The following is a 23971-nucleotide window of genomic DNA, read 5'->3' as shown; positions in this document are numbered from 1 at the left end:
CTTTGAGCAAGAGGTTCATGCCGCCGTGCGACAGAGCGTTCCGTTCAGCCTGAATGCCGCGGGCGGGATGTTCGGGCCGGTGTAGTTGCCGACGTACCCGACGCCGACGGTCGCGCCCGGTTCGATGCGGGCCGAGCCGGTGACGGTGACCGTGCTCCCGGTCTGGGTCCACGTCGCACTCCAGCCCGATCCCACCTGCTGGCGTCCTGTGGGCCAGTCGAACGTCAGCGTCCAGTCGGAAATCGGGTGGGTGCCGGTGTTCGTGATGTCGATGCCACCGACGTAGCCGCTGCTCCAATCGGTCACTGTGGACAGTCGCACCGCGCACGTGCTCTGGGCGGGACTGCCGGTCGTGATGGTGAGCGGGGGAGAGGCCCAGGACACCGCACCCGTGGCGGTGCGCGCCAGCACGTTGACCGTGTACCTGGTGCCGGGGTTGAGGTTGCCGGCGGTGAACGAGGTGCCGGACGTCTCGCCCCACTGCTCACTGGTCGTGCCGAGCTGACGGTGGACCTCGTACTTCACGACGCCGGGAACGGGCGGCCAGCTGATCGTCGCGGTCCGGTCGGTGACCTGGCCCGAGGCCGGTTGTCCCGGCGCGGCGGGAAGCTGGGCCGGGGCGGACGGGTGCAGGACGAGCGTCGTGAGCGAGAACGGCGGCAGCGTCCGGCTGAACGCGTCACCGTCGGTCGAGCTCGAGATCTCGGTCGCACCGTTGGTGAACGTGTGGACCGTCGGCGCGGCAGCAGAAGGCGTGTAGCCGGCGTAGTCGATGGCGACCGTGCGTGCGTTGTCCGGGTCGGAGTTGAGCAACAACACCGAGAGATCACCGTTCGGCCGGCGTGCCGCGTGCGCCCGGACCGACGGGTCACCAGAACCCGCGCGGACGAGCTGATCACCGGGACGGGTGAAGAGGCTGAGCATCTTCAGCGCGTGGTACGGCGCGAACGGCGTGTTCAACGGCGGCTCGCACGCGCCGTCCTCCGTGCAGGTTCCGCTGGAGAGCAGGCCGAAGTCGTCGTAGTCCGGCTGACCGGCCACAGTGGACGCTTTGCCGGGACCGTTGTGGGTGTTCCACCAGTCGACGGTGAACACCCCGTTCTCCAGCAACGAGGTGTAGGCCTCCGCGGCGAACAGCGCGCCCGGCTGGGTGTTGCGGCCGTACGTGGTGTTCAGCTCGGTCATGGCGATCCCGATGCGGTCCGCGTCCGGCCCGGCGTACTGGGTGATCTGCCGGCGCAGCAGGTACGTCATGTCGGTGACCTGGTCCGCGCTCGCCATCGTCGCCGCCGCCGTGGATCCGCTGGGATACCAGTGCACGACGACGAAGTCCACGTACGGGCCCGCGATCGAGAGCACCGTCTGGTTCCAGCTCGCGGCGTCACCGGCGGCCACGATCGCGTCCGGCCAGTTCGCCGGCGTGGTGAGCACGGCGCCGATCTTGATGGTCGGGTCGACCGCCTTCATCGCCTGGGCGTAGGCCACGGTTTCCCTGGCATAGCCGGCGGGACTCTTGTCCGGGTGGTCGTCCGCCTCCCACGCCGAGCCGTAGTGGCCGTTGCCGTAGAGCTCGTTGCCGATCTCCCAGTACTTGGCGCCGTACCCCTTGGTGATGTTGGCGTAGCGCACCCAGTCGGCGGCTTCCTGCGGCGTGCCGGTGCCGTAGTTCGCGATGATGATCGGCTGCGCGTCCGCCCTGCGCACACCGGCCATGAACGTGTCGAAGTCCGTGTTCGGCGCCACGTACCCGCCGGGTGCCGTGTGGTCCTTCCAGTGGTAGATGTCGCCGTACGAACCGCCGGGGTAGCGCATCATCCGCACGCCCGCGTCGCCGAGCAGGTCGGCCACCGCGTTCGTGCCGAGCTGGCTGTCCCAGATCGCGTGGTTCACGCCGAGCGCGGTGTCCGGCACGGTGGCCAGCCCCGCCCTCGCGTTGACCACGACGGTGGCATCGGGTGCGCTGGACGCGGTGGTAGCCACGGCCGGTAGTCCGGCCGCGACGAGCGCGGCCACCAGGAGAAGCCGGCGCCTTGCCATGCGCATCACGTCCTCGTCGACGATTCTGGGAGCGCTCCCAGACTGCTGTCCCGGTCGACGGGGGTCAAGACGGCGTTCGGAGTCTTCGGCCGGGCCACCGCCGTCCACATTCGACAGTCGAATCGAGTCGAACGCATTGGGGGAGTGCGCGAGCCAGGAGATTTCTCTTTCGGCACACGACAAACCTGCGACGGCCGTGGTTAGCATGCGAAGGTCGACTCGGCTCCACGGAGGTCTCCTGATGGCGGTCCTGCCCGCGCGGGTGTTGTTCGGCGCTGCCTACTACCACGAGTACCAGCCGTACGACCGGCTCGAGACCGACCTGGACCTGATGGCCGAGGCCGGTTTCACCGTCATCCGGGTGGGCGAGTCGGTGTGGTCGACGTGGGAGCCGGAGAACGGGCGGTTCGACCTGGACTGGCTGCAGCCGGTGCTCGACGGCGCGCACGCACGCGGGATCTCGGTCGTCCTCGGCACACCGACGTACGCGGTGCCGCCGTGGCTGGCCCGGCAGTACCCGGAGATCGCCGGCGAGCGGGCCGACGGCAGGCGCGTCGGCTGGGGTGCCAGGCAGGAGGTCGACTTCACCCACCCCGCGTTCCGCTTCCACGCCGAACGGATCACGCGCAAGATCGCCGGCAGGTACGCGGACCACCCCTCGGTCATCGGTTTCCAGGTGGACAACGAACCGGGCGTACACCTGCTGCACAACCACGGCGTCTTCCAGCGCTTCGTCGACCACCTGCGCACGACGTACGGCGACGTCGAGAACCTCAACCGCGCGTGGGGGCTGGTGTACTGGTCTCACCGGCTTTCCACGTGGGCCGATCTGTGGACGCCGGAGGGGAACGCGCAGCCGCAGTACGACATCGCCTGGCGGGCGTTCCAGGCGCGGCAGACCACCGAGTTCGTGGCGTGGCAGGTGGACGTCGTCCGCGAGTACGCGCGGCCGGACCAGTTCGTCACCACCTGCCTGCACTACCCGCACGTCGCGCTCGACGACGACGAGCTGACCGACCACGTGGACGTCACCGCGGGCAACCCGTACTACGACATGCAGGACGCGCTCACGCTGCCCGACCCCACGCCCGACGACCACGAGCAGGGGTGGAAGACCCGCGGGGTGTGGGCGTTCTACCGCGGCGCGGACTGGATCTTCTCCTCCCGCCAGGAACCGTTCCTGGTCACCGAGACCAACGCCGGCAACATCGGTGCGCCGTGGGACAACCGTCCCGCCTACGACGGTCAGTGGCGGCAGGCGGCGTGGGCGTTCGTCGCGCGCGGTGCCCGGATGATCGAGTACTGGCACTGGCACACGCTGCACTTCGGTGCCGAGACCTACTGGGGCGGGGTGCTTCCGCACAGCGGCAGGCCCGGTCGCGTGTACGCCGAACTGGCACGGCTCGGCGCGGAGTTCGCCACCGCCGGCGCGACGGTCGCGGGCGTCGAACCGGACGCCGACATCGCGATCGTCTACTCGGCGCCCAGCAAGTGGCTCATGCAGAAGTACCCGCCACTGTCCACTCCGGACGGTGGCCCGGACGGCGGTGCGTACCAGCGGATCTCCGACGCGTTCTACCGCGGCGCCTTCGAGGCGGGGCGTCAGGTGCGCCTGATCCACGCCCGCCAGTTGCCCGCAACGCCGCCGGACGAGGCCGCGCGCCGGCACCCCGTGCTGGTCGTGCCGGCGCTCTACCTCGCCGCGGACGACGTGGTCGACTGGCTCGCCGCCTACGCGCACGCGGGCGGTCACCTGGTCATCGGTCCCCGGACCGCGTACGCCGATCACGAGGGCAGGGCCCGCCACGAGCCTGCTCCCGGACGGCTCGTCGAGGCGGCGGGCGTCCACTACGACGAGTTCAGCAACCTCTCCCACGACCTGCCGGTGCGCGCCCCGGCGGAGTCTCCGCTCGACCTGCCCACCGGCGCCGTCGCCACCCGGTGGGTCGAGGGGTACACGGTCGTGGACGCGGATGTGCTCGTCGAGTACGACCACCACCACTTCGGCCGTTGGGCCGCGGTCACCACCCGGCGCCACGGCGACGGCCGCGTCACGTGCGTCGGCACCGTTCCCGGCCGTGCCCTCGCGGCCGCGCTCGCCACGTGGCTGGCGCCTGCGCCTCAGTCGGGCTGGATCGACCTTCCCGCCTCGGTCACCGTGACGACGGGTACCTCGCCGGACGGGAGTCGCGTGCACGTGGTGCACAACTGGAGCGGGGACCGCGCCGAGGTCACGGCTCCGGCCGAGCTCACCGACCTGCTCGCCGGTGGCGATGTCGCGGCGGGCGGGTCCGTCGTGCTGGCGAAGCGCGACGTGCGGGTGTTCACCAGCCGCCGGTAGTCAGCGCCTCGTGACGGCGCGCCATTCCTCGGCGTCGTCGTGCGTACCGGTGCCTGGGCGGTTCTCCCGGTACCAGTCCACGATCCGCTGCCTGCCCGCGTCCGTGATGTGAAAGCCGAGGTGCTCGCCCACCGGCGGCGAGATCAGCTGCGTCTCCATCGCGCGCTCGATCGCGTCCTGGCGGCACAGGCTCTGCAACAGCCACGGCCACACCATGCCCTGCGCGGTCATCCACAACACCCGGAGAACCGCTGTTTCCGGCAGAGCCGAAGCGTCGTCCGGTGAATTGTCGAGAAATCGTCCTGCCTGCATCCGTTACCCCCTTTCCTGCCTCCGTTTCGTAGTACGGCCTGGTCCTGGCCTCGGTTCAGGTCAACGAACAACTACTTTCGAGTCGAATGCGTCTGCGTCGATTCGATCTCGGACGCGTTCGATCTCTTTTGGGGAGAAAAGCGCTCAGCCGCGGTCGTGGAGAGTGACGTGGTAGCCGTCGGGGTCGGCGAAGGTGAACGTCCGGCCGAACGGGCCGTCGATCGGCGCGGCGACGATGGTGTGACCGCCGGCGGCGAGAGCGTCGTGGATGGCCTGGACGTCTGTTGCGTGCAGCCAGATCGCGGCACCGATGCCGGGCTGGGCGATGGAGGCGAGATCGGTGCCGGGCACGACGTCGCGGAGTGCGAACGCGATCGGCTTCGTCTCGAAGACGACGGCGTGCGGAGGTCCGGCCGGCGAGCGGACGAGACCGAGGTACTGCTCGTAGAACGCCCGCGAGGCGTCGAGGTCGCGCGCCTGGAGTGAGATGAAGTCGGGACCGGTGACGGCCATGGTGCTGCTCCTTCTGGTCGTGTCAGCTTTCTGACACGCACCACGCTATGTCAGAATGCTGACATGGGTCAAGACGGGGTCGAGCTCGAGACGTCACTGGGCTACCTGCTGAAAGAGGCGTCGAGCGTGCTCCGCGCGGCCATGGAGGAGGTGCTGCGGCCGCTCGGGATGAGCGTGACGCACTACGCCTGCCTCGAATTGCTGGCGCAACGACCGGGCCTGTCGAACTCCGAGCTCGCCCGGGGCGCGTTCGTGACCCGGCAGTCGATGAACGTGCTGCTGCAGGCCCTGGAACGGGACGGCTACGTGATCAGGCCCGCGGAGGCACCCGTCGGCAAGGTGCTCCCCACCCGGCTCACACCTCGCGGACGGCGGAGCCTCGAGAAGGCGAGCGCGGCGGTCCGGTCCGTCGAGGACAGAATGCTGGGCGGCATGACCGAGACCGAGCGGTCGGACGCGTCGCGGATCCTGCGGAGCATGATCCGTTCCCTGCGCGACGGCGCATAGCTCGTTGCCGGGAAACACCGATCAGGCGCTGGACCGGTGCACCAGCGAGGTCGGCAGCAGAAGCGACATCGGCAGGTTCTCGTCGCCGGCCAGCTCGGCCAGCAACCGCCACGTCAGGGTGCGGCCGAACAGCTCCACGTCCTGCCGCACGGTGGTGAGCGACGGCACCGCGGTCGACGCCAGCACGGAGTCGTCGAAACCGACCACCGCCACGTCGGCGGGAATCCGGTAGCCGCGCGCCTGGAGCACCCGCATCGCGCCCAGCGCCATGATGTCCGCCGCCACGAACACCGCGTCGAGGCCGGGTGCCCTGCGCAGCAGTTCCTCCATCGCGAGCGCGCCGCTCTCGGGCGTGAAGTCGCTGTGCACCACGAGTTCCACGCTCATGCCGTGTTCCGCGAGCCCGCACCGCCACCCGCTCAGCCGGTCCATGCCGACGGCCATGTCACGCGGGCCGGCGATCGTGGCGATCCTCCTGCGGTCGAGCGAGACGAGGTGGCGCACCGCCTCCAGCGCGCCGGTGAAGTTGTCCGAGTCGACGAACGGGACGGAGCCGCCCGCGAGCGGACGGCCGCCCACCACGATGGGCAGCCCCGCCTCGTGCAGCTTCCTCGGCAACGGGTCCTCGCCGTGCAGGCTCACCACGAGCGCGCCGTCGACGTGACCGCCGGTGAGGTAGGCGACCTGGTCCTCACCGTCGGCCGGTTGGTTCATCATCAGCAGGAGCTGGATGTGCCGCCCGGCCAGTTCGGCGTGGACACCGCGCAGGACACCGGAGAAGAACGGGTCGGCGAGCACGCGGCTGCCCTGCTCGGAGATCACGAGTGCGATCGCGTCGGCCCTGCTGCCCGCCAGCGTCCGCGCGGCGTGGTTCGGGCTGTACCCGAGCAGCCCGATCGCCCGGTGCACCGCCTGGCGGGACCGTTCGCTCACGTACTTCTCGCCGTTGATCACCCGGGAAACCGTCGACTTCGACACCCCGGCCATGCGCGCGACCTCCTCGATGCGCGGGCCGGGGCGCCGACTCCTGCCTTCCGTCACGAGACCGCGACCAACGCGTTGTCGCGGGCCACTCGGGCGAACCACCTCGCACTCATCTTCGGCGTGCGGGCCTGAGTGGCGTAGTCGACGTGCACGATGCCGAACCGCTTCGCGTACCCCTCTGCCCACTCGAAGTTGTCCAGCAGCGACCAGCAGAAGTACCCGCGGAGATCGACCCCCGCCCTGATCGCCGTGTGGGCGGCGCGCAGGTGTGAGGCGATGTAACCGGTGCGGTCCACGTCGTCGATCGCACCGTTGCCGGAGAAGTCGTCGCGGAACGCGGCGCCGTTCTCGGTGATGTAGAGGGGAAGCCGCGGGTAGTCGTGGTGCAGCCGCAGCAACACGGCGGTGAGCCCGTCCGGCCGGACCTCCCAGTCCATGTCGGTGCGCGGAGCGTCGCGCCGGGGGAACGACGCGTGCCGCACGCCGACCCACGGGGACGGGCCTTCGTCGCTGCCGTTGGGGGAGGAGCTGACGTAGTGCTCGGTGTAGTAGTTCACGCCGAGCATGTCCATGGGCGCCGATATCACGCCGAGGTCGCCGTCCAGCACTCGATCGCCGAACCCGAACGACTCGAGGTCCGCCATGATGTCCGCGGGGTATTCGCCGCGCAGCAACGGGTCGAGGAAGATCCGCTGCTGCAGCCCGTCGAGCCGGCGCGCGACGTCGAGGTCCGCCGGGTTGCCCAGGTCGACCGGGATGATCGGGTACATGTTGAGGGTGATGCCCACCTTGGCGTCCGGTGAGGCCGAGCGGATGGCGTCGGTCGCGAGCCCGTGCCCGAGCAGCAGGTGGTGCACCGCGGCGACGGCGTCGCTCGGATCCGTGCGGCCCGGCGCGTGGATTCCGGCCGCGTAGCCGAGGAAGGCCGAGCACCACGGCTCGTTCAACGTCGTCCACGTGGTGACGCGGTCACCGAGCGCCTCGACGGTGGCCGTCGCGTAGTCGGCGAACCGGAACGCGGTGTCGCGCGAGGCCCAGCCGCCGGTCTCCTCGAGCTTCTGCGGGAGGTCCCAGTGGTAGAGCGTCGGCCACGGCACGATGTCGTGCTTCAGCAACGTGTCGATCAACCGCCGGTAGAAGTCGAGCCCGGCCTGGTTCACCTCGCCGCCGTCCGGTCGCACCCGCGGCCAGGCGATCGAGAACCGGTAGGCCTTGAGGCCCAGGTCCGCCATCATCGCGACGTCCTGCTCGAAGCGCCGGTAGTGGTCGGCAGCCGGTTCACCGCAGTCGCCGCCGACGACCTTGCCGGGCATCCGGCAGAAGACGTCCCAGATGGAGTCGGTGCGGCCGTCCACGCCGGTCGCACCCTCCACCTGGAACGCCGCGGTCGCGGCACCCCACAGAAAACCCTGCGGGAAAACAATGTTCTCCATTTTCACCCCTTGACGGCGCCCTGCATCACACCGGCGACGATCTGCCGCCCGAGCACGATGAACACGATGAGAACCGGGACGGTCGCGAGCGTCGTCCCGGCGAGCACGAGCGAGTAGTCGACGTAGTAACCGCTTTGCAGCTTCTCCAGTGCGACCTGCATCGTCGGGTTGTCGGCGTTGAGCACGACGAGTGGCCACAGGAAGTCGTTCCAGGACTGCATGAAGGTGAACACGCCCAGCATCGCGGCGGCCGGGCGTGCGGCCGGCAGTGCGACGTGCCAGAACGTTCGCCAGAGACTGCAGCCGTCCATCCGGGCCGCCTCGACGAGTTCGTCGGGGATGGCGTCGACGAGGTACTGCCGCATCCAGAACACGCCGAACGCCGTGACGAGGTTCGGCACGATCACGGCCTCGAGTTCGCCTGCCCAGCCGAACTCGGCCATCGCCATGTACAGCGGGATGATCCCGAGCTGCGTCGGCACCGCGAGCGTCGCCACCACGAACAAGAACAGCACGCCCCGGCCGCGGAAGCGCAGCTTGGCGAAGGCGAACCCGGCGAGGGTCGACAGCAGCACCACCGAGAACGTCACGGTCCCGGAGACGATGAAGCTGTTGCCCAATGCCTTCCAGAACGGGATGGTGTCGATCACCCGTGCGGCGTTGGAGAAGAAGTTCCCGCCAGGGATCAGCGTGAAGTCACCTGTCAGCACGGAGTTGTCGCGGCTCGCGACGAGGTACGACCAGTAGAACGGGAACGCCGAGCCGAGCACGAACGCGCCGAGAAGCCCGTACACCAGGAAAGAAGGTCTGCGGCCGGTCATCGCACCGCCCTCCTGGTGACGAGGAAGTTGAGTCCCGCGACCGCGATCACGATCAGGAACAGCACCCACGCGATCGCGGAGGCGTAGCCGAGGTCCAGGCTCTGGAACGCGGACTGGTAGAGGTAGAGCACGACGGTCTGGTACTGGTGCTCCGCGCCGCCGCCGCTGCCGCCGGAGGGCTCGAACAGCTTCGGCTCGGTGAAGATCTGCAGACCGCCGATCGTCGAGGTGACGACGACGAAGATCAGCGTGGGCTTCAGCATGGGCAACGTGATGCTGAAGAACCGGCGCAGCGGTCCCGCGCCGTCGACGAGTGCGGCCTCGTGCACCTCGCGGGGGATCGCCTGCATGGCCGCGAGCACGATCAGCGCGTTGTACCCGGTCCACCGCCAGTTCACCATCGACGCGATGGCGACGTGGCTGCCGAACGTGTCGGCCTGCCAGTCGATCGGGCTGATGCCCACCGCCGAGAGGATGTTGTTCACCAGTCCGTACTGCGGCCCGAACAGGTTGCCGAAGATGATCGTCAGCGCGACGAGGCTGGCGACGTAGGGGAGCAGCACGCCCATCCGCCAGCCGGTGCGAGCCCGCAGGTTCTCGTTGAGCAGCGCCGCGATCGCCACCGCGATGACGATCTGCGGGGCGCTGGAGAGCACGAAGATGCTGAACGTGTTGAACAGGGCGTTCCAGAACTGCCCGTCCTCGAACAGGGTCCGGTAGTTGTCCAGTCCGATGAACGCCGGTTCGTCGGCGCCCACCTCCCAGTCGAAGAGCGAGACGTAAGCCGTGTACAGCAACGGGAACAGCCCGATCGTGCCGAACAACACGAAGAACGGCGCGACGAACAGGTACGGCGAGACCTTGGCGTCCAAGCGGTTCAGCCGGTGCTGCCGCGGCGGCCGCGGGGGAGCCTCCTCGGCTCGCCCGCGGCCGTCCTTGGTGAGAACGGCGGTCACTTGGCCGCCTTCTGTGCGCCCTCTACGGCGGCGTGCCACGCCTCCTCGGCGTTCTTGCCCTGCTCGACCGACTGCAGCGCCGGGCTGAACACGGTCTCCTGGATCTGGCCGTCGGCAGGACCCTTGTACTGCGCGGCCTTGACCTTCTTGGCCTGGGTGGCGAACAGCGCACCGGCCTTGACGTCACCGAAGTAGGCGTTGGTCTGCTCCAGCAGTTCCGGCGCGTCCAGTGCCTTGACCTGGCTGGGGAAGGTGCCCTTGGCCTTGAACGCCTTGATCTGCTGCTCCGGCGCGGTCAGCCAGGCGGCGAGCTCGGCGGCCTTCTTGGCGTTCTTGCTCTGCTTCGGCACGGTCAGGTAGGAGCCGCCCCAGTTGCCACCGCCGTTGGGGAACGCGTCGGCGACGGCCCACTTGCCCTTGTTCTCCGGACCGGCCTGGGACTCGACGACGCCGAGCATCCACGACGGGCAGGTCTTGGTGGCGAACTTGCCGAGCTTGAACCCGGTGTTCCACTCGTTGCTGAACGCCGCGAGCCTCGCCGACTGTCCCTTCGCGACGGCCGCGGTCACCGCGGTCCAGTCCGACTTGATGTCGGTGTTGGTGTCCACGACCAGCTTGTCGGACTTGTCGTAGTAGCCGGTCTCGTGCTGGTTGTGCATGGCGTTGAACACCTGTGCGGCGCTGTCGAACCAGGCGACGCCGGGGACCTTGGCGATGAACTGGTCACCCGCGGCGAAGTAGCTGTCCCACGTGGAGAACAGCGCCTTGACGCCCTCCGGGTCCGACGGCAGCCCGGCCTGCGTGAACAGGTCCTTGCGGTAGCACATGGCGAGCGGGCCGATGTCGGTGCCGTAGCCGATGAGCTTGCCGTCCTTGGTGGTCATGGCTTCTGTCTTCCACTTCAGCCAGCGGCCGTCCTCGATCTTCGGGCCGATCTCCCCGAGGTCGTTGAACTGCCCGGCCTTCGACATCACCTGGCTGAGGTAGCCCTCCTCGACGCCTTCGACGTCCGCGAGACCGGACCCGGCGCCGAGCTTGGTGAACAGGTTCTGGTGGTGCGGCTGACCCTGGCCTGTCTTGCGCTGTGTGATCTTGACGTCCGGGTGCGCGGCTTCGTACTCCTTGAGCAGATCCTCGTACCCGAACTCGTTGAACGTCGCGATCGTCAGCTCGGTCTTGCCGTCAGCGGACTGACTGGCCCCGCCCGATCCGCATGCGGTAGTGGCGGCGGCGGACACGGCGGCGCAGATCAGCACGCTGACCCAACGGTGTCGCACGGGAGAACTCCTCTGGTCTCGGCGGGCGGTTTCTGGGAGCGCTCCCAGGTGCCGTGGAGTGTCGCGCCGGTGTCCAGAGTGTGTCAAGACTCACGCTGGGCGATACCAGGCGGTTTCGCGCACGCCGAACCAGGTGACCTCGCTGTTCTCGCGAGAGTCACGGTTAGGAAACCTGGGAGCGTTCCCGGAACGATGACGTGCCGGTTACGCCATCAGCCGGAGGCGACGTGACGACTCAGGCGCTGGCGCGGCGCACCAGGGAGGTCGGCAGCAGCAGTGACGGCGGCAGCCCGTCCTCGCCGGCGAGCTCACCCAGCAGCCGCCAGGTCATCGTGCGGCCCAGTTGCTCCACGTCCTGGCGGACCGTGGTGAGCGCCGGGGTCGCGGTCGAGGCCAGCAGGGAGTCGTCGAACCCGACGACCGCCACGTCCTGCGGGATGCGCTTGCCGCTGGCGTGCAGCACCTGCAGCACGCCCAGGGCGATGATGTCGGCCGCGGCGAACACGGCGTCGAGATCGGGTGCGCGGGTGAGCAGTTCGGTCATCGCGCGGGCACCGCTCTCCGGCGTGAAGTCCGCTTCCGCCACCAGGTCCGCGGCCAGCTTCGCCTCGCCGAGGCCGCGCCGCCACCCGCTGAGCCGGTCGAGCCCAGCGGCCATGTCGCGCGGACCGGCCACCGTCGCGATCCGGCCGCGTCCCAGCGACACCAGGTGGCGCGCCGCCTCCAGGCCGCCGGTGAAGTTGTCAGAGTCCACGAACGGGACCGAGGCCGCGCCGAGCGGGCGGCCGCCGACGACGACCGGGATGCCGATCTCGTGCAGCCGCTGGGGCAGCGGGTCGTCACCGTGCAGGCTCACCAGCAGTGCTCCGTCGACGTGGCCGCCGCCCAGGTAGTCGACGAGGTCGTCGTGGTCCTCCGGGCGGCTCAGCATGAGCAGCAGCTGGGTGTGCCGCCCGGCCAGCTCGGCGTGCACCCCGCGCAGGATCCCGGCGAAGAACGGGTCACCGAGCACCCTGCTGCCCGCTTCGGAGATGATCAGCGCGATGGCGTTCGCCTTGCTGCCCGCGAGCGATCGGGCGGCCTGGTTCGGGCTGTACCGGAGCCGGGCGATCGCTTCGTGCACGGCGTCGCGGGCCTTGACGCTCACGTACGGCTCGCCGTTGATCACCCTGGAGACCGTCGACTTGGACACCCCGGCCAGCCGGGCGACCTCTTCGATCCGCGGGCCGGACCGTCGTTGCCGGTCAATCTCCGTCATGTCGCTCATCGTAGGAGTCAGCGGCCGTCAGTTCGAACACGGGCGAACCCTGCCGCGTGTCGCCGTGAGAGCGCGACCCCGGCACAGCGTTGTGCCGGGGTCGCGGTCGTGGCCGGCCATCGGCCGGTGCTGGGATCGGCGCGGACCGCCCGGGCTCGCAGAACGTTCCGCGCCGAGGTCTGTCAGGGTTCGGCACCCCACGTGAGAACACCGCCGGAGTAGGCGGTGACCCGGTCGAAGTCGCTGAGCGCTGCGCTGACCCGGTAGCTGTGGTCGTCGGCCTGGTCGAAGGAGGACCAGTCGGACTTCGCCACCCGGACCTGGATCTCGCCCGTGCTCGCGCCCGCCGCCAGGCTGCCGGAGGCGAAGGACACCTCGAGGTAGGCGTCCGCGCCCGGACGGGCCGTGGCGAGCTTGACCACTCTTGCCTGGACGTTTGCACAACCGATCTGGGCCCAGTCACACCACACCTGGTAGGTGGCGGCGGGTGCGTCGCCGGTGAACCAGTACCTCGCGGTCGTGGTGGCGAGGCTGACCGGGGTGGTGCCGCGGTTGGTCAGCTGCAGCGTGGCACCGACCTGGTTCGAGACGGCCGCGCCGGTGCCCTTGTGCTGCACCGCGAGCGTGCTTCTGGAACCGGGGAGGGTGCGCGTGCTGACCGGCGTCCCGGCGGCGGAGACGTTGCCGGCCGCGTCCTTCGCGCGCACCGAGAACGAGTATGGCGTGTCCGGCGTGAGACCGGTGACCAGCAGGCTGGTGTTCGCCGACGAGCCGGCGACGGTGGTGCCGCTGAGGACCTCGTACCCGGTGACGCCGACGTTGTCGGTCGCGGCGGTCCAGCTCAGGGTGACGCTGGTGCTGCCGACGTTCGACGCGGTGAGTCCGCTGGGGACGGTCGGCGGCTCGGCGTCGTCGACGACACCGCCGGGTTCCTTGCCCCACAGGGTCTTCCCGTCCTGGCGCAACACGATCCGGTCGGTCTGGGCGACCGTGTTGCCGCTGCCCAGGCCCACGTAGGACCAGTCGTTGGCCGGATCCCACGTGCCGGTGCTGGTGATGCGGAACTGCACTTCCTTGCGGTACGCGGACTGCCCGGCGGGAGCGATGCCCGAACACGGGATCTCCACGTAGTACACCGAGCCGCGGTACTGCGCGGGCGCGCCGGCCGTGCCGCACTGGTTGTAGTTCGTGGAAACGCTGATCTGGCTGGGAGTGGTGGCGCCGTCGAGGGTGAAGAAGTAGCGCAGGGTGCCGTTGAACGTGCGTGCCGGCCAAGCGCTCTTGTTGAGCACGAACGCCTTGATCTCGGTGAACTGGGCGGCGCTCTGGTTCACCGACGCCTGGACGGTCAGCTCGGGACCGTCCGGCGTCTCCGCCACCGGGAAGCTCGCGAGCGGGGTGCCGCCGAACTCCCCGTACAGCCGGGCGAGAGCGCCGGTGAAGCCCGCGTTGTAGTCGAGCGCGACCTCGTTCATCACGTAGTCGCTGCGGCTGTCGGTGTAGGCGTCGTTGTTGGTGCTGGGGCCGCCGACCAGCGCACCGTAGAGCACGTGCCGGCTGGTGACGGGTTCCTGCATGCTGTCGGCCCACGAGCCGTGCGCGGTGCGGTGGTGCGGGTTGCGTGGCGGGTTGGCGCCGAATCCGACCAGGTAGCTGGAGTTGCGCGGGTTGTCGCCGAGGGCGTAGTTGATCTGCCGCACCCCGAAGTCGTGGTACGTCCTGGCACGTGCGCTGTCGCGTGTGGACAGCCAGTCCGAGTAAACCAGTGCGGCGAAAGCGGTGTTGGCGGCGTAGCGCAGTGAGCCCCAGCTGTCGAGCACCGCCTGACCGCCGGGGGAGTACCGCATCCGGTTGCCGTTGTACCCGGTGGTCCAGAAGTCCAGCCAGCGGTTGGCATCGGTGATGTAGGCCTGCTCGCCGGTCAGCTTCGCCATCAGGACGTAGGCGCCGTAGGACTTGTCGTCCCACGCGATGGTCCACTTGTAGGAGCGTTCCGTGCTCTGCGGCTCGGTGCCGAGCTTCTGGTACTCCGCCTTCGCCTTGGTCAGGTAGCTCGCGTCACCGGTCGCGCGGTGCAGCCAGATCGCACCCCACACCAGCTCGTCCTGGTAGCCGCTCCACGAGTTGTAGAAGCTCGCGGCGTCGGTGATGCACGAGCTGTACTTGCCGCGGTAGGTGTCCGCGAAGCTGTAGAGCTGCTTGGCGTGCGTGAGCAGGGTGGCCGCGTAGGCCGGGTCGGTGTCCTTGAAGACCATCGACGCCGATGCCATCGCTGCCGCGTACTCGCCGGCGAGGTCGGATCCGGGACAGGAAGCGTCCACTTTGTACGAGGGACGGGCCATCGGCATGACCTCGGCCGATCCCCACCAGGCGTGGTCCGGGTTGCCGGCGCCGACCTGGCCGTAGACGACGTTCGGGGACGGGTGCGCCTTGATGATCCAGTCCGTGCCCCACCGCAGGTTCGCCATCAGGTGCGGCAACTGGCCGGAACTCGTGTAGGCGCCCCGGTTCTCCACGGCGCCCCAGGCGAGCATCGACATGCTGAACGCGAAGGGCAGCCCGAACTTCACGTGGTCGCCGGCGTCGTAGAAACCCCCGGACAGGTCGAGCCCGACGTCCGAACCATCGCGCAGCGCCGAATCCGCCCGCCAGCTCACGCGGTTGTCCGCCGGCAGCTTCCCCGACCGCTGGGCGTCGTAGAACCAGACCGACTTCTGCAGCGCCTCCGCGTAGTTGAACGCGGGCGCCGCCTCCGCCCGCGGCATCAGCGGGCCGGTCAGCCCCGCGAGCACCGCGACGAGGACGGCTGCCACAGCTCTCGACATGCGACTGTGCACGTGAGCCTCCGAGGACAGGGGTTCGGATTCGGCTGGGAGCGCTCCCAGGTTCGGGACTGTAACGGTCACGAAACCGTCCCGACAGGGGTGCCCGCCGAATGCGTCGGGAAATGCCGACGTTCGGGTCGTGGTCATGGCCCGAACGTCGTCCACGCCTTCTGCCGAATGGCTCTGTGAATGTTTGCGGAGTCGCGAAGAGCCAGGTCGCCGAAGTGTCGGCAGCGCAGGATCGCCGTGACGTGAGCCCGTTCGGCGTAATTTTTACGTGGCTGTCACACGTCGACTTCGAGCGTGATTCCGGGGCCTCTCGCTGAGATGGCCTATTGGTGGGAGGAATCGCCTACTGGTCGTGTTCGAAATGGGCCATTTCGGTGGCGCCATTGGACGAGAAGAGTGGGTAGCAGGTGCTTTTTTGATTACCTGAAGTGCAATGTGAGGTTCGCTCCTGTATCGACGATGAGTTCGACGACCTCTTCCCGAGTCGCTGTCGTCATGGTTAAGTCCCGCTTCACCTGGGAACGCTCCCAGGTATCCGGCCCGGTGACGGGAGTGGGACGCGGACCGACACGGTGTGGCGTCGTGGAGGTCACCCTCGCGTCCTCGACGGCGGCCCGCCATCGTGCCGGTCCAGACGGGCATCCCCTCCGGCGTGAGCCGGGAGGGATGCCCGTCAGGAAACCTTCCCCGGTCTAGCGCGCGTGGCGGCGACCGGTGATGCCGAAGAACTCGACGGCGGAGGCGGCCATGCCCGCCGACGGCAGACTGTGCCCGGCGCCCTGGATGCGGTAGGCCTCCACCTGCGTGCCGAAGCGGCTGCGGTTCCAGCCGGGGCGCGGGGTGTCGGTGGACGTCGGTGTCTGGCTCAGGCCGAACACGTTGGTCCACTGCTCGATCTCCTCCTGCAGCAAGGAGTACGGCACGAGGGTGTCGGCGGTGCCGTGCCACAGCTGCATTCGCGGGCGGGGCCCGGTGTAGCCGGGATAGGCCTGCCGGACGGCGTCGCCCCACTGCTGCGGAGTGCGGTTCATGCTGCCGCCGGTGCACTTGCTGCGTCCCGGCGGGAAGTCGGCGGCGTTGGCGAAGCAGTTGAAGGGCACGCCCATGAACGCCGCGCCGGCTTTGAAGACGTCCGGGTACAGCGCGAGCATCTCGTTGGTCATCATGCCGCCCGAGGACGATCCGGTGGCGAAGACGCGGTTCGGGTCACCGCCGTACCGCTGCCGGGCGTAGCTCACCATCGAGACGATCGAGACGGGGTCGCTGCCCCCGCCGCGCCGCTTGGCGGCGTCGGACCAGGTGTCGAAGCACTTGCCGAAACCGGCTTCCTGTTGCGCGCTCGGGTAGATGACGACGAAGCCGTACCTGTCGGCGAGCGACGCGAACTCGCTGCCCGAGTAGAAGCCGGGGCCGGAGCCGCCGCAGCCGTGCATGGCGACCACGATCGCGGGAGCGGCCGGGCGGGAGTCCGGCGCGTAGACGTGCATGCGCATTCGGCCGGGATTGTCGCCGAAAGCGGTCACCTCCACCAGGGACGCGGCGGACGCGTGCGGTGCGAGCACGACTCCGGCGATGGTGATCAGGATGCTGACGAGTGTCGTGAAAGTGGTTCTGCGTGCGGTCATCGTCGACCTCCGGTCAGGGATTTGAGGTCCCCCCGAGGCTCGAACATATTCAGATCCGTGACGGCCGTCAAACTTTCGACGAATGTTGATGGTGAGGCGTTCGACGAAGAACGTCCGGTACTCGGCTAACGTCGAACCGTCAGGGTGGAAGGAGTGTCGAATGTCGGCAGCGGTGCCTCGCCCGGACGGAGTCGTGGCCGTGACCGCGGTCCGGCCGGAGACCGCGGTCCTCGCCCTGCTGGGCGATCACGTGCTGGACCGCGGTGTGGCCGTGTCGACGGTGGGCGTCATCGACGTGCTCGGGAACCTCGGCATCGGCGAGCACGCGACCAGGACGGCGTTGAGCAGGATGGGTCGCCGCGGACTGCTCCGCACGGTCCGCCGGGGCCGTCAGGCGTTCCTCGGGCTGACCGAGCACGGCACCGCGGTGCTGCACGACGGGCAGCGCAAGCTCGACGGCGAGGTCGTCGAACGGAACTGGGACGGCCGGTGGACGTTGCTGACGTTCTCGGTGCCGGAGAGCCGGCGCGCGGACCGGCACGCCCTGCGCACCCGCCTGGGCTGGTTCGGGTTCGGGCCGTTGCGCAGCGGCCTGTGGGTCTCCACGTCGGCGGCTGACGTCTCGGCGACGCTGGCGGAGCTCGATCTGCTGGAGCACGCCGAGGTGTTCCGCGCGGAGGCGACCTCGTGGACCGATCCCGCGCGGATCGCCGCGGAGGCCTGGGACCTGCCGGGAATCGCCGCCGGATACGAGGACTTCCTGCTGCGCTGGGAAGGCAGGGCGTTCGAGCACCTCGACGAGTTGTCCCGGCGGGTCCTGCTGGGCGCGGAGTGGTTGCTGGTGATCCGCCGCGACCCGGTGCTGCCGTCCGTGCTGCTGCCGCGGGACTGGCCGGGCACGCGGGCCGCGGAGGTGTTCCGCACCCTGCGTCAGGGCTGGGCGCGCCAGGCCGGTGAGCTGGCCGCGAGCGCGCTCGACTCCATTGTGGACGAATGAGCGCGGGACGGCCGGTCCGGCCGTCCCGCACCCGGTTCAGCAGGGTGAGTTGGTCTGCGTGAGCAGGCCCATCCGGTAGGGCAGCCGGAGGTAGTCGCCACCCGCGTTGGGATCGATGCCCTGGTAGACGAACTGCAGTCGGCACGGGTTGATGGTCAGTGTCTGGTCGTTGTTCGCGCGGACCATCTCGCCGTGGCTGATGTCGTGCGACCACTCGCCGCCCGGGAAGGTGACGTTGGCGCGGCCAGCGAACGGGTCGTCGTACAGGCCGGAGGCCGCCGTCCAGGGTCCGGTGAGGCTGGTGGAGGTGAAGGACCGGAAGTAGCGCCGCCAGCCGGGGCCGGCCGCCTCCTGGATCAGCAGGTACTGGTCGCTGCCCGCCACCTTGTAGACGTTGGTCGCCTCGAACAGGTTCTCCTTGGTGTCGGACAGGATCAGCTGGGTGTTGCCGAAGCCGTTGGGGAAGTTGCCCAGCGACGTCTGGGCGCGGTAGATGTGGCCGTTGTCGTCACTGAAGAACAGGTGGCAGTTGGTGCTGTCGCAGATGACCCAGAAGTCGATCCACGTGCCGTCGCCCTTGTTCTGCTTGACGATGTCCGGCTCCTCGGACATGAACGTGCGCGGCGCCGACCACGACCGCGGGTCGGCCGGGTTGGTGCTGGTCGAGTAGGTCGGCACGGGGGTCTGGTAGACCAGGTACCACAGGTTCTGCGGCGCGAAGTAGAACACCTGCGGCGCGGCGCGATAGCCCTGCCCGACCGCGGAGGACGTGTCGAGGTAGGTGTGCGGCGCGGACGCGGCCTGCGACCAGTCGCTGAACGCGTAGTGCACCAGACCCCACCCGGACGGGCCGGCCGTCGTGGCGTAGACCTGCCATTGGTCGTTGTACCGGATGACCGAGAAGTCCTTGACCGCCAAGGCTTCCGGGTGCTGGGCGTCGGGCTTCGGGCCGGCCAGCGGACCGCTCGAGGACCACTGGAACCTCGACGGCAGCGAGCCCGTGGTGCCGACGCGGACGAGCCGCCACTGCTGGTTCACCCCGCCCAGGTCCGAGTACTGGACGACGCCGGTCCCGTCGGCGGCCGAGAAACCCGGCACCTCGACGGCCTTCCCGCTGTTGCGGTTGACCAGCCGCACGTACCCGTCGGGGGAGTCCGCCAGCCGGAACTGCTGGTTCACGCCACCGTGGTCGGTCCACTGGTTGACGGCGGCGTTGTCGGCCGTCGACCACCCGGACACGTCCAGGATCTTGCCGGAATGCCGTGCCTTCAGCCGGTAGTAGCCGCCACCGGAGTCCACGAACTGGAACTGCTGGTTGGTCCCGTCGTGCCGGGCCCACTGCGTGACGGCGGCACCGTCGGCGGTGCTCGCGCCCGACACGTCCAACGCCTTGCCGCTGTTGCGGTTCACCACGACGTACCACGCACTCGTGTCCACAGTGGCCGCCTGCGCTCCCGGTGCACCCGTCGCGATCAATGTGCCGGCCAGCAGGGTCAGGACCGTGCCGATCACCGTTGTTCGACTGCCCATGTTCACCATCTTCCGTGATTGTGGCGGGACAGGATGTGAACGCTAACTTCGGCTGAGCGCGAACCGCAAGACTCTGCAATGCCCGAAGAAGTACTGAGTGGTACTCACGTGAGTCGAGTTCGACGAATTCGACTTCCGTTGTTGACTTCGCTTTGGTGCGCCTCCAATGTGAGCGCTAACAACACTAGTGCCGCTCTCATCGAGGAGAACGCGATGCTGACCAGGTCACGGCGGCTCATCGCCTGCGCCGCCACGTTGATCACCGCCGCACTGCTGCCCGCCGCGCCGGCGGTCGCGGAGTCCAACGGGGGAACACGGGTCATGCCGCTCGGCGACTCGATCACCGAGGGGACGCAGGTGCCGGGCGGCTACCGGATCGGGTTGTGGCAGCGGTTCGGCGGCGCGAACTACCGCGTGGACCTCGTCGGTTCGCAGTTCAACGGCCCAGGATCGCTGGGGGACCACGACCACGAGGGTCGTCCCGGCTGGCGCATCGACCAGATCGACGCGAACGTCGCCGGCTGGCTCGGCAACACCAGCCCGCGCACCGTGTTGCTGCACATCGGCACCAACGACGTGCTCCAGAACTTCGACGTGGCCAACGCGCCCGCACGTCTGTCGGCCCTGGTCGACCGCATCACCGCGACCGTGCCGAACGCGGACGTGTTCGTCGCGACGATCATCCCGCTGGCCAACGCGGGACAGGAGTCCGCGGCCAGCGCGTTCAACGCCACGATCCCTGGAATGGTGCAGGGCAAGAGGAACGCGGGCAAGCGCGTGCACCTGGTCGACATGCACGCCGCACTCACCACCGCCGACCTGATCGACGGCGTCCACCCGACCGCCACCGGCTACGACAAGATGGCCACCGCCTGGTACGCGGCACTGCGCTCGGTGCCGGGCAGCATCGGCGATCCCGCGGCCGGCCGGCGGATCATCGGCGTGCCCTCTGGCCGGTGCGCGGACGTTCCTGGGGCGACGACCACCAACGGCACGCAGGTCCAGCTGTGGGACTGTCACGGCGGAACCAACCAGAACTGGACGTACACCTCCGGCAAGGCGCTGGTGGTCTACGGCTCGAAGTGCCTGGAGGCCTCCGGCGGGGGAACGGCCAACGGCACCCCGGTGGCGATCTGGGACTGCCACGGCGGTGCGAACCAGCAGTGGAACGTCAACGCCGACGGCACGATCACCAACGTGCTGTCCAACCTCTGCCTGGACGCCAGCGGCAGGGGTTCCGTCAACGGCACCAAGCTGATCCTGTGGGCCTGCTCCGGGCAGTCCAACCAGCAGTGGAGGTCCTGACCGCGGTCGGCCGGGCCGGGGTGACTGAATCTGTCACGCAATGCACCGTTGCGATCTCGGAGGGTGACGAGATAGGGTGAAACTGGGAGCGCTCCCAGATCGATCGCTGTTGCTCGATCATCGGAGAATGGAGGCTCAACCATGCGTATGCGCACTACCTCCGGTTCCGTCACCAGACGTCGAGGCGTCCTCGCCGTGATCGTCGGCATGCTGGCCTGCACGGTCCTCTGGGCCCCGCCGGCCTCGGCGCACGGCACCATCGTCGGCCCCGCGACCCGCGCCTACCAGTGCTGGAAGACCTGGGGCAGTCAGCACACGAATCCCGCTATGCAGCAACAGGATCCCATGTGCTGGCAGGCGTTCCAGGCCAACGCCGACACGATGTGGAACTGGATGAGCGCGCTGCGGGACGGGCTCCGCGGAAACTTCCAGGGGGCCACCCCGGACGGACAGCTCTGCAGCAACGCCCTCTCCCGCAACAATTCCCTGAACACCCCCGGCCAGTGGAAGACCACCAACGTCGGCAGCACCTTCTCGATGCACCTGTACGACCAGGCCACGCATGGTGCCGACTACTTCCGGGTCTACGTCAGCAAGAACGGGTACGACCCCACCACGCAGAGACTCGGCTGGGGCAATCTCGACTTCATCACGCAGACCGGCAGGTTCGCCCCGGCCAAGGACATCACGTTCAACGTCCAGACCTCCGGCGCCTACCGGGGACACCACATCGTGTTCACGATCTGGCAGGCCTCACATCTGGACCAGGCCTACATGTGGTGCAGTGACGTGAACTTCGGTTAGGAGATCCGTCCGATGTGGTGCGTGCCCCCGGTGCTTCCGGGGGCACGCACCCACGTCATCAGTTGGCGACCAGGCGCCAGCGGTTGTCCGCGCTGCCGTTGTCGGAGTCCTGCACGACCTGCGCACCCGCGCTGGTGGAACCGTTGAGGATGCCGAGCAGCTTGCCACTGTTGGCGTTGCGGACCTTGTGCGTGCCGTCGCCGTTGGCGATCAACGTCCACCTGTGGTCGGCGGTGCCGTTGTCCGACCATTGCAGGACACGGGCGTTGTCGGCGGTGGACATGTTCTCCACTCCCAGCACCTTGCCGCTGTGGACGTTGCGCAGCCGCACGTCGGATCCGTCGGTGATCAGCTGCCAGTTGTGGTCGGCGGTCCCGCTGTCGTGCCACTGCACGGCCAGCCCACCGTCCGAAGTGGACATGTTCTGGACGCCCAGCACCATGCCGGTCCCGGCGTTGACCAACCGGTAGCTCGTCGTGCCGCCGCCACCGCTGGCGTTCCAGTAAACGGTGTAGTTGAACCCGTGCGCGTCGTGGAACGGCCCGAGGGGCACCTGCGTGCCGTTTGCCGTCGCGGTGAACGCCAGCGACGACGTGCTGGTGCGGGTGACGGAGCCGATGTCGAGCGAGGGCAACGCGGACAGGCTGCTGTTGCCGTAGTTGCCCGCCAGCACGGCCGGGCCGTAGGTCAGCGCGACGACGTTGGCGCTGTCGTTGGCCGGCTGGGCGATCACGCGCATCGGCAGCCGCAGCGTCACCACGTCGCCGGGCGTCCATGACCGCGTCAGCGAGGCGTAGGTGCCGGGCGTGGTGGTCACGTTCTGCGCGACACCGTTGACGCTGATGGTCGCGCCCGTCGTCCAGGCAGGGATGCGCAACCGCATCGTCCACGACCCGCCCGCGTTGCCGGTGACGGTCAGCGTCGTCGTGTCGCTCGCCGGGTAGGTCGTGCTCTGGGTGACCGTGATGCCGCGGGACGACCACGTCAGCACCGACGGCGTGTACAGGTTCACCGTGAGAGTGGTGCCGCTGAAGAAGTAGATGGAGTCGGCGAGCTTGGTGTTGGTCTCCAGTCCGGTGCCCTGGCAGCACCAGAACGTGCCGTAGTCCGTGCTCCAGTTGCCGCCGCCCCACGCAGGACCGGTGTTGCCCCGCCGGTGGCCGGGGTTGAGGCCGGTGAAGTAGCAGATGTTCCCGTGCGGGTCCGCCGGGTTCTGCTGGCCGATCAGGTGGTTGATCAGCGCGCGCTCGTAGTAGTCGAAGTAGGCCGCGCGGCCGGGATCGGTCAGCCACAGCTCACGGGTCAGCTTGAGCATGTTGTAGGTGTTGCACGCTTCGCACGTGTCGGTGTTGAGGTAGGCGGCGACGGCGTTGGGCGCGCGGAAGTGCTCGGCCTGGCTGTTGCCACCGATGACGTAGGTGTGCGCGCCGATGGTGATGTTCCAGGCGTTGGCGGCGATGTCGCGATACCGCGTGGTCCCGGTCGCCTTGTACTCGCGGGCCGCGCCGATCCACTTCGGCACCTGGGTGTTGGCGTGCAGGCCGTTGAGCCTGTCCTGGTTGGCCGCCAGCGGATCGAACACCGCGGCGTGGTCGAACCGCTGGGCCGCCGTCAGCCAGCGGGAGTCGCCCGTCTGCTGGTACAGGTCGGCGAGCACCGCGTTCATACCGCCGAACTCGGTGCCCAGGACGCTCTGCATCCGGCTGTAGGTCAGCCGGGCGGTGCGCCAGTCCACCCACCCGGCGAGGCGCAGCAGCACGTCCCGCGCCTGGGTGTTGCCCATGTAGCGCCAGGCGTCCAGCAGTCCGGCAAGGGTTTTGTGGAGGGAGTAGTACGACACGGACTTGGGCGAACCGGCCTCCATCGCGTCGAAGTCCGACTCGGGGAAACCCGACAGGTAACCGGTGTTGAACCCGGCCGCCGAGTTGTTCGCCTGGCACTTGGCCAGCTCCGCCACCATGTAGTTCGCCTTGTCCCGGCACGTGGTGTCGCCCAGGACCGCCCACGCCTGCGCCCAGGCGGTGAGGAAGTGCCCCTGGCTGTGCGTGCGGAACGGGAAGTTCGGCGCTTCCCAGCCTCCCAGTGCCGCGGCGCCGTTGGTGGACAGCCGGTGGTTGGCGCGGAAGTTGTAGAGCAGCCGGTCGACGTCGACGAACCGCAGGTACGACAGCGTCCGGTTCTGGTTGTCCAGCCAACGCCCCTGCGTCAGCCGGACCTCCGACAGGTCGAACGGGGAGGCGGACACGCCCGCGTCGCCGCGGGCAGGGGGCACGGTGGCGGCCTGCGCCGAACCTGCCATCAGCGACGGTGCCGTGGCCGCGACGGCGGCCACCCCCGCGGCGTGGAAGAGCGTGCGTCGACTCAACGGTGAGGGCATGAGGATGCTCCAGACACTCGGCTCAACGCAGGATGTTAGCGCTAACTTCAAAGAACTGGC

The 23971-nt window shown here is 68.7% G+C and carries 18 protein-coding genes; 5 read left to right on the top strand and 13 right to left on the bottom strand.

Annotated features, from left to right (window positions below; all coding sequences use genetic code 11):
• Positions 1 to 15 precede the first annotated feature (15 nt).
• Positions 16 to 2037, bottom strand: coding sequence for a cellulose binding domain-containing protein (locus tag ACWGE0_RS23105; protein ID WP_452262967.1), 2022 nt, complete (start codon positions 2035 to 2037; stop codon positions 16 to 18).
• 241 nt (positions 2038 to 2278) lie between these two features.
• Between ACWGE0_RS23105 and ACWGE0_RS23100 the strand changes: the two genes are divergently transcribed.
• Positions 2279 to 4378 (top strand): beta-galactosidase, encoded by a 2100-nt coding sequence (locus ACWGE0_RS23100; RefSeq protein ID WP_452262966.1) that lies wholly within the window; start codon positions 2279 to 2281, stop codon positions 4376 to 4378.
• Here the strand turns inward: ACWGE0_RS23100 and ACWGE0_RS23095 are convergent, their stop codons facing one another.
• Positions 4379 to 4690: a hypothetical protein gene (locus ACWGE0_RS23095; RefSeq protein ID WP_452262965.1), complete on the bottom strand. Its 312-nt coding sequence runs from the start codon at positions 4688 to 4690 to the stop codon at positions 4379 to 4381.
• Between the two features lie 144 nt (positions 4691 to 4834).
• Positions 4835 to 5203, bottom strand: coding sequence for a VOC family protein (locus ACWGE0_RS23090; protein WP_452262964.1), 369 nt, complete (start codon positions 5201 to 5203; stop codon positions 4835 to 4837).
• Positions 5204 to 5266: 63 nt separating this feature from the next.
• Here ACWGE0_RS23090 and ACWGE0_RS23085 point away from each other — a divergent pair, with 63 nt between their 5' ends.
• Positions 5267 to 5710 (top strand): MarR family winged helix-turn-helix transcriptional regulator, encoded by a 444-nt coding sequence (locus ACWGE0_RS23085; RefSeq protein WP_452262963.1) that lies wholly within the window; start codon positions 5267 to 5269, stop codon positions 5708 to 5710.
• 21 nt (positions 5711 to 5731) lie between these two features.
• Here ACWGE0_RS23085 and ACWGE0_RS23080 read toward each other — a convergent pair whose 3' ends face one another.
• The 8 genes from ACWGE0_RS23080 to ACWGE0_RS23045 form a co-directional block, all read right to left on the bottom strand.
• The gene (locus ACWGE0_RS23080) at positions 5732 to 6751 is read right to left on the bottom strand and encodes a LacI family DNA-binding transcriptional regulator (protein ID WP_452262962.1); all 1020 of its coding nucleotides are present in this window, start codon (positions 6749 to 6751) and stop codon (positions 5732 to 5734) included.
• Positions 6748 to 8127: a GH1 family beta-glucosidase gene (locus ACWGE0_RS23075; RefSeq protein WP_452262961.1), complete on the bottom strand. Its 1380-nt coding sequence runs from the start codon at positions 8125 to 8127 to the stop codon at positions 6748 to 6750. The genes ACWGE0_RS23080 and ACWGE0_RS23075 overlap by 4 nt, the downstream gene beginning before the upstream one ends.
• Before the next feature lie 2 nt (positions 8128 to 8129).
• Positions 8130 to 8948: a carbohydrate ABC transporter permease gene (locus ACWGE0_RS23070; protein ID WP_452262960.1), complete on the bottom strand. Its 819-nt coding sequence runs from the start codon at positions 8946 to 8948 to the stop codon at positions 8130 to 8132.
• Complete coding sequence (locus tag ACWGE0_RS23065; RefSeq protein WP_452262959.1) at positions 8945 to 9904, bottom strand: carbohydrate ABC transporter permease; 960 nt, start codon at positions 9902 to 9904, stop codon at positions 8945 to 8947. The genes ACWGE0_RS23070 and ACWGE0_RS23065 overlap by 4 nt, the downstream gene beginning before the upstream one ends.
• Positions 9901 to 11181: an ABC transporter substrate-binding protein gene (locus tag ACWGE0_RS23060; RefSeq protein WP_452262958.1), complete on the bottom strand. Its 1281-nt coding sequence runs from the start codon at positions 11179 to 11181 to the stop codon at positions 9901 to 9903. The genes ACWGE0_RS23065 and ACWGE0_RS23060 overlap by 4 nt, the downstream gene beginning before the upstream one ends.
• Positions 11182 to 11416: 235 nt before the next feature.
• A complete protein-coding gene (locus ACWGE0_RS23055; RefSeq protein ID WP_452262957.1) occupies positions 11417 to 12439 on the bottom strand; it encodes a LacI family DNA-binding transcriptional regulator in 1023 nt (340 codons plus the stop codon).
• 182 nt (positions 12440 to 12621) lie between these two features.
• Positions 12622 to 15264: a glycoside hydrolase family 9 protein gene (locus tag ACWGE0_RS23050; protein WP_452262956.1), complete on the bottom strand. Its 2643-nt coding sequence runs from the start codon at positions 15262 to 15264 to the stop codon at positions 12622 to 12624.
• A gap of 701 nt (positions 15265 to 15965) precedes the next feature.
• Positions 15966 to 16898 (bottom strand): extracellular catalytic domain type 1 short-chain-length polyhydroxyalkanoate depolymerase, encoded by a 933-nt coding sequence (locus tag ACWGE0_RS23045; protein ID WP_452262955.1) that lies wholly within the window; start codon positions 16896 to 16898, stop codon positions 15966 to 15968.
• Positions 16899 to 17058: 160 nt separating this feature from the next.
• Here ACWGE0_RS23045 and ACWGE0_RS23040 point away from each other — a divergent pair, with 160 nt between their 5' ends.
• A complete protein-coding gene (locus ACWGE0_RS23040) occupies positions 17059 to 17895 on the top strand; it encodes a PaaX family transcriptional regulator (protein WP_452262954.1) in 837 nt (278 codons plus the stop codon).
• Between the two features lie 36 nt (positions 17896 to 17931).
• On the opposite strand, the gene ACWGE0_RS23035 is transcribed toward ACWGE0_RS23040, so the two are convergent.
• Positions 17932 to 19425 (bottom strand): non-reducing end alpha-L-arabinofuranosidase family hydrolase, encoded by a 1494-nt coding sequence (locus tag ACWGE0_RS23035; RefSeq protein WP_452262953.1) that lies wholly within the window; start codon positions 19423 to 19425, stop codon positions 17932 to 17934.
• 213 nt (positions 19426 to 19638) lie between these two features.
• On the opposite strand from ACWGE0_RS23035, the gene ACWGE0_RS23030 reads away from it, so the two are divergent.
• Together ACWGE0_RS23030 and ACWGE0_RS23025 are read left to right on the top strand one after the other, a co-directional pair.
• A complete protein-coding gene (locus tag ACWGE0_RS23030) occupies positions 19639 to 20730 on the top strand; it encodes an RICIN domain-containing protein (protein WP_452262952.1) in 1092 nt (363 codons plus the stop codon).
• Between the two features lie 141 nt (positions 20731 to 20871).
• Entirely contained in the window at positions 20872 to 21534 is a 663-nt protein-coding gene (locus ACWGE0_RS23025; protein ID WP_319967701.1) for a lytic polysaccharide monooxygenase auxiliary activity family 9 protein, read from the top strand.
• 58 nt (positions 21535 to 21592) lie between these two features.
• Here ACWGE0_RS23025 and ACWGE0_RS23020 read toward each other — a convergent pair whose 3' ends face one another.
• Positions 21593 to 23911 (bottom strand): beta-L-arabinofuranosidase domain-containing protein, encoded by a 2319-nt coding sequence (locus ACWGE0_RS23020; RefSeq protein WP_452262951.1) that lies wholly within the window; start codon positions 23909 to 23911, stop codon positions 21593 to 21595.
• Positions 23912 to 23971 lie beyond the last annotated feature (60 nt).

The organism is Lentzea sp. NPDC054927, from assembly GCF_053610285.1.
This window is presented reverse-complemented; position numbering and strand designations above follow the sequence as displayed.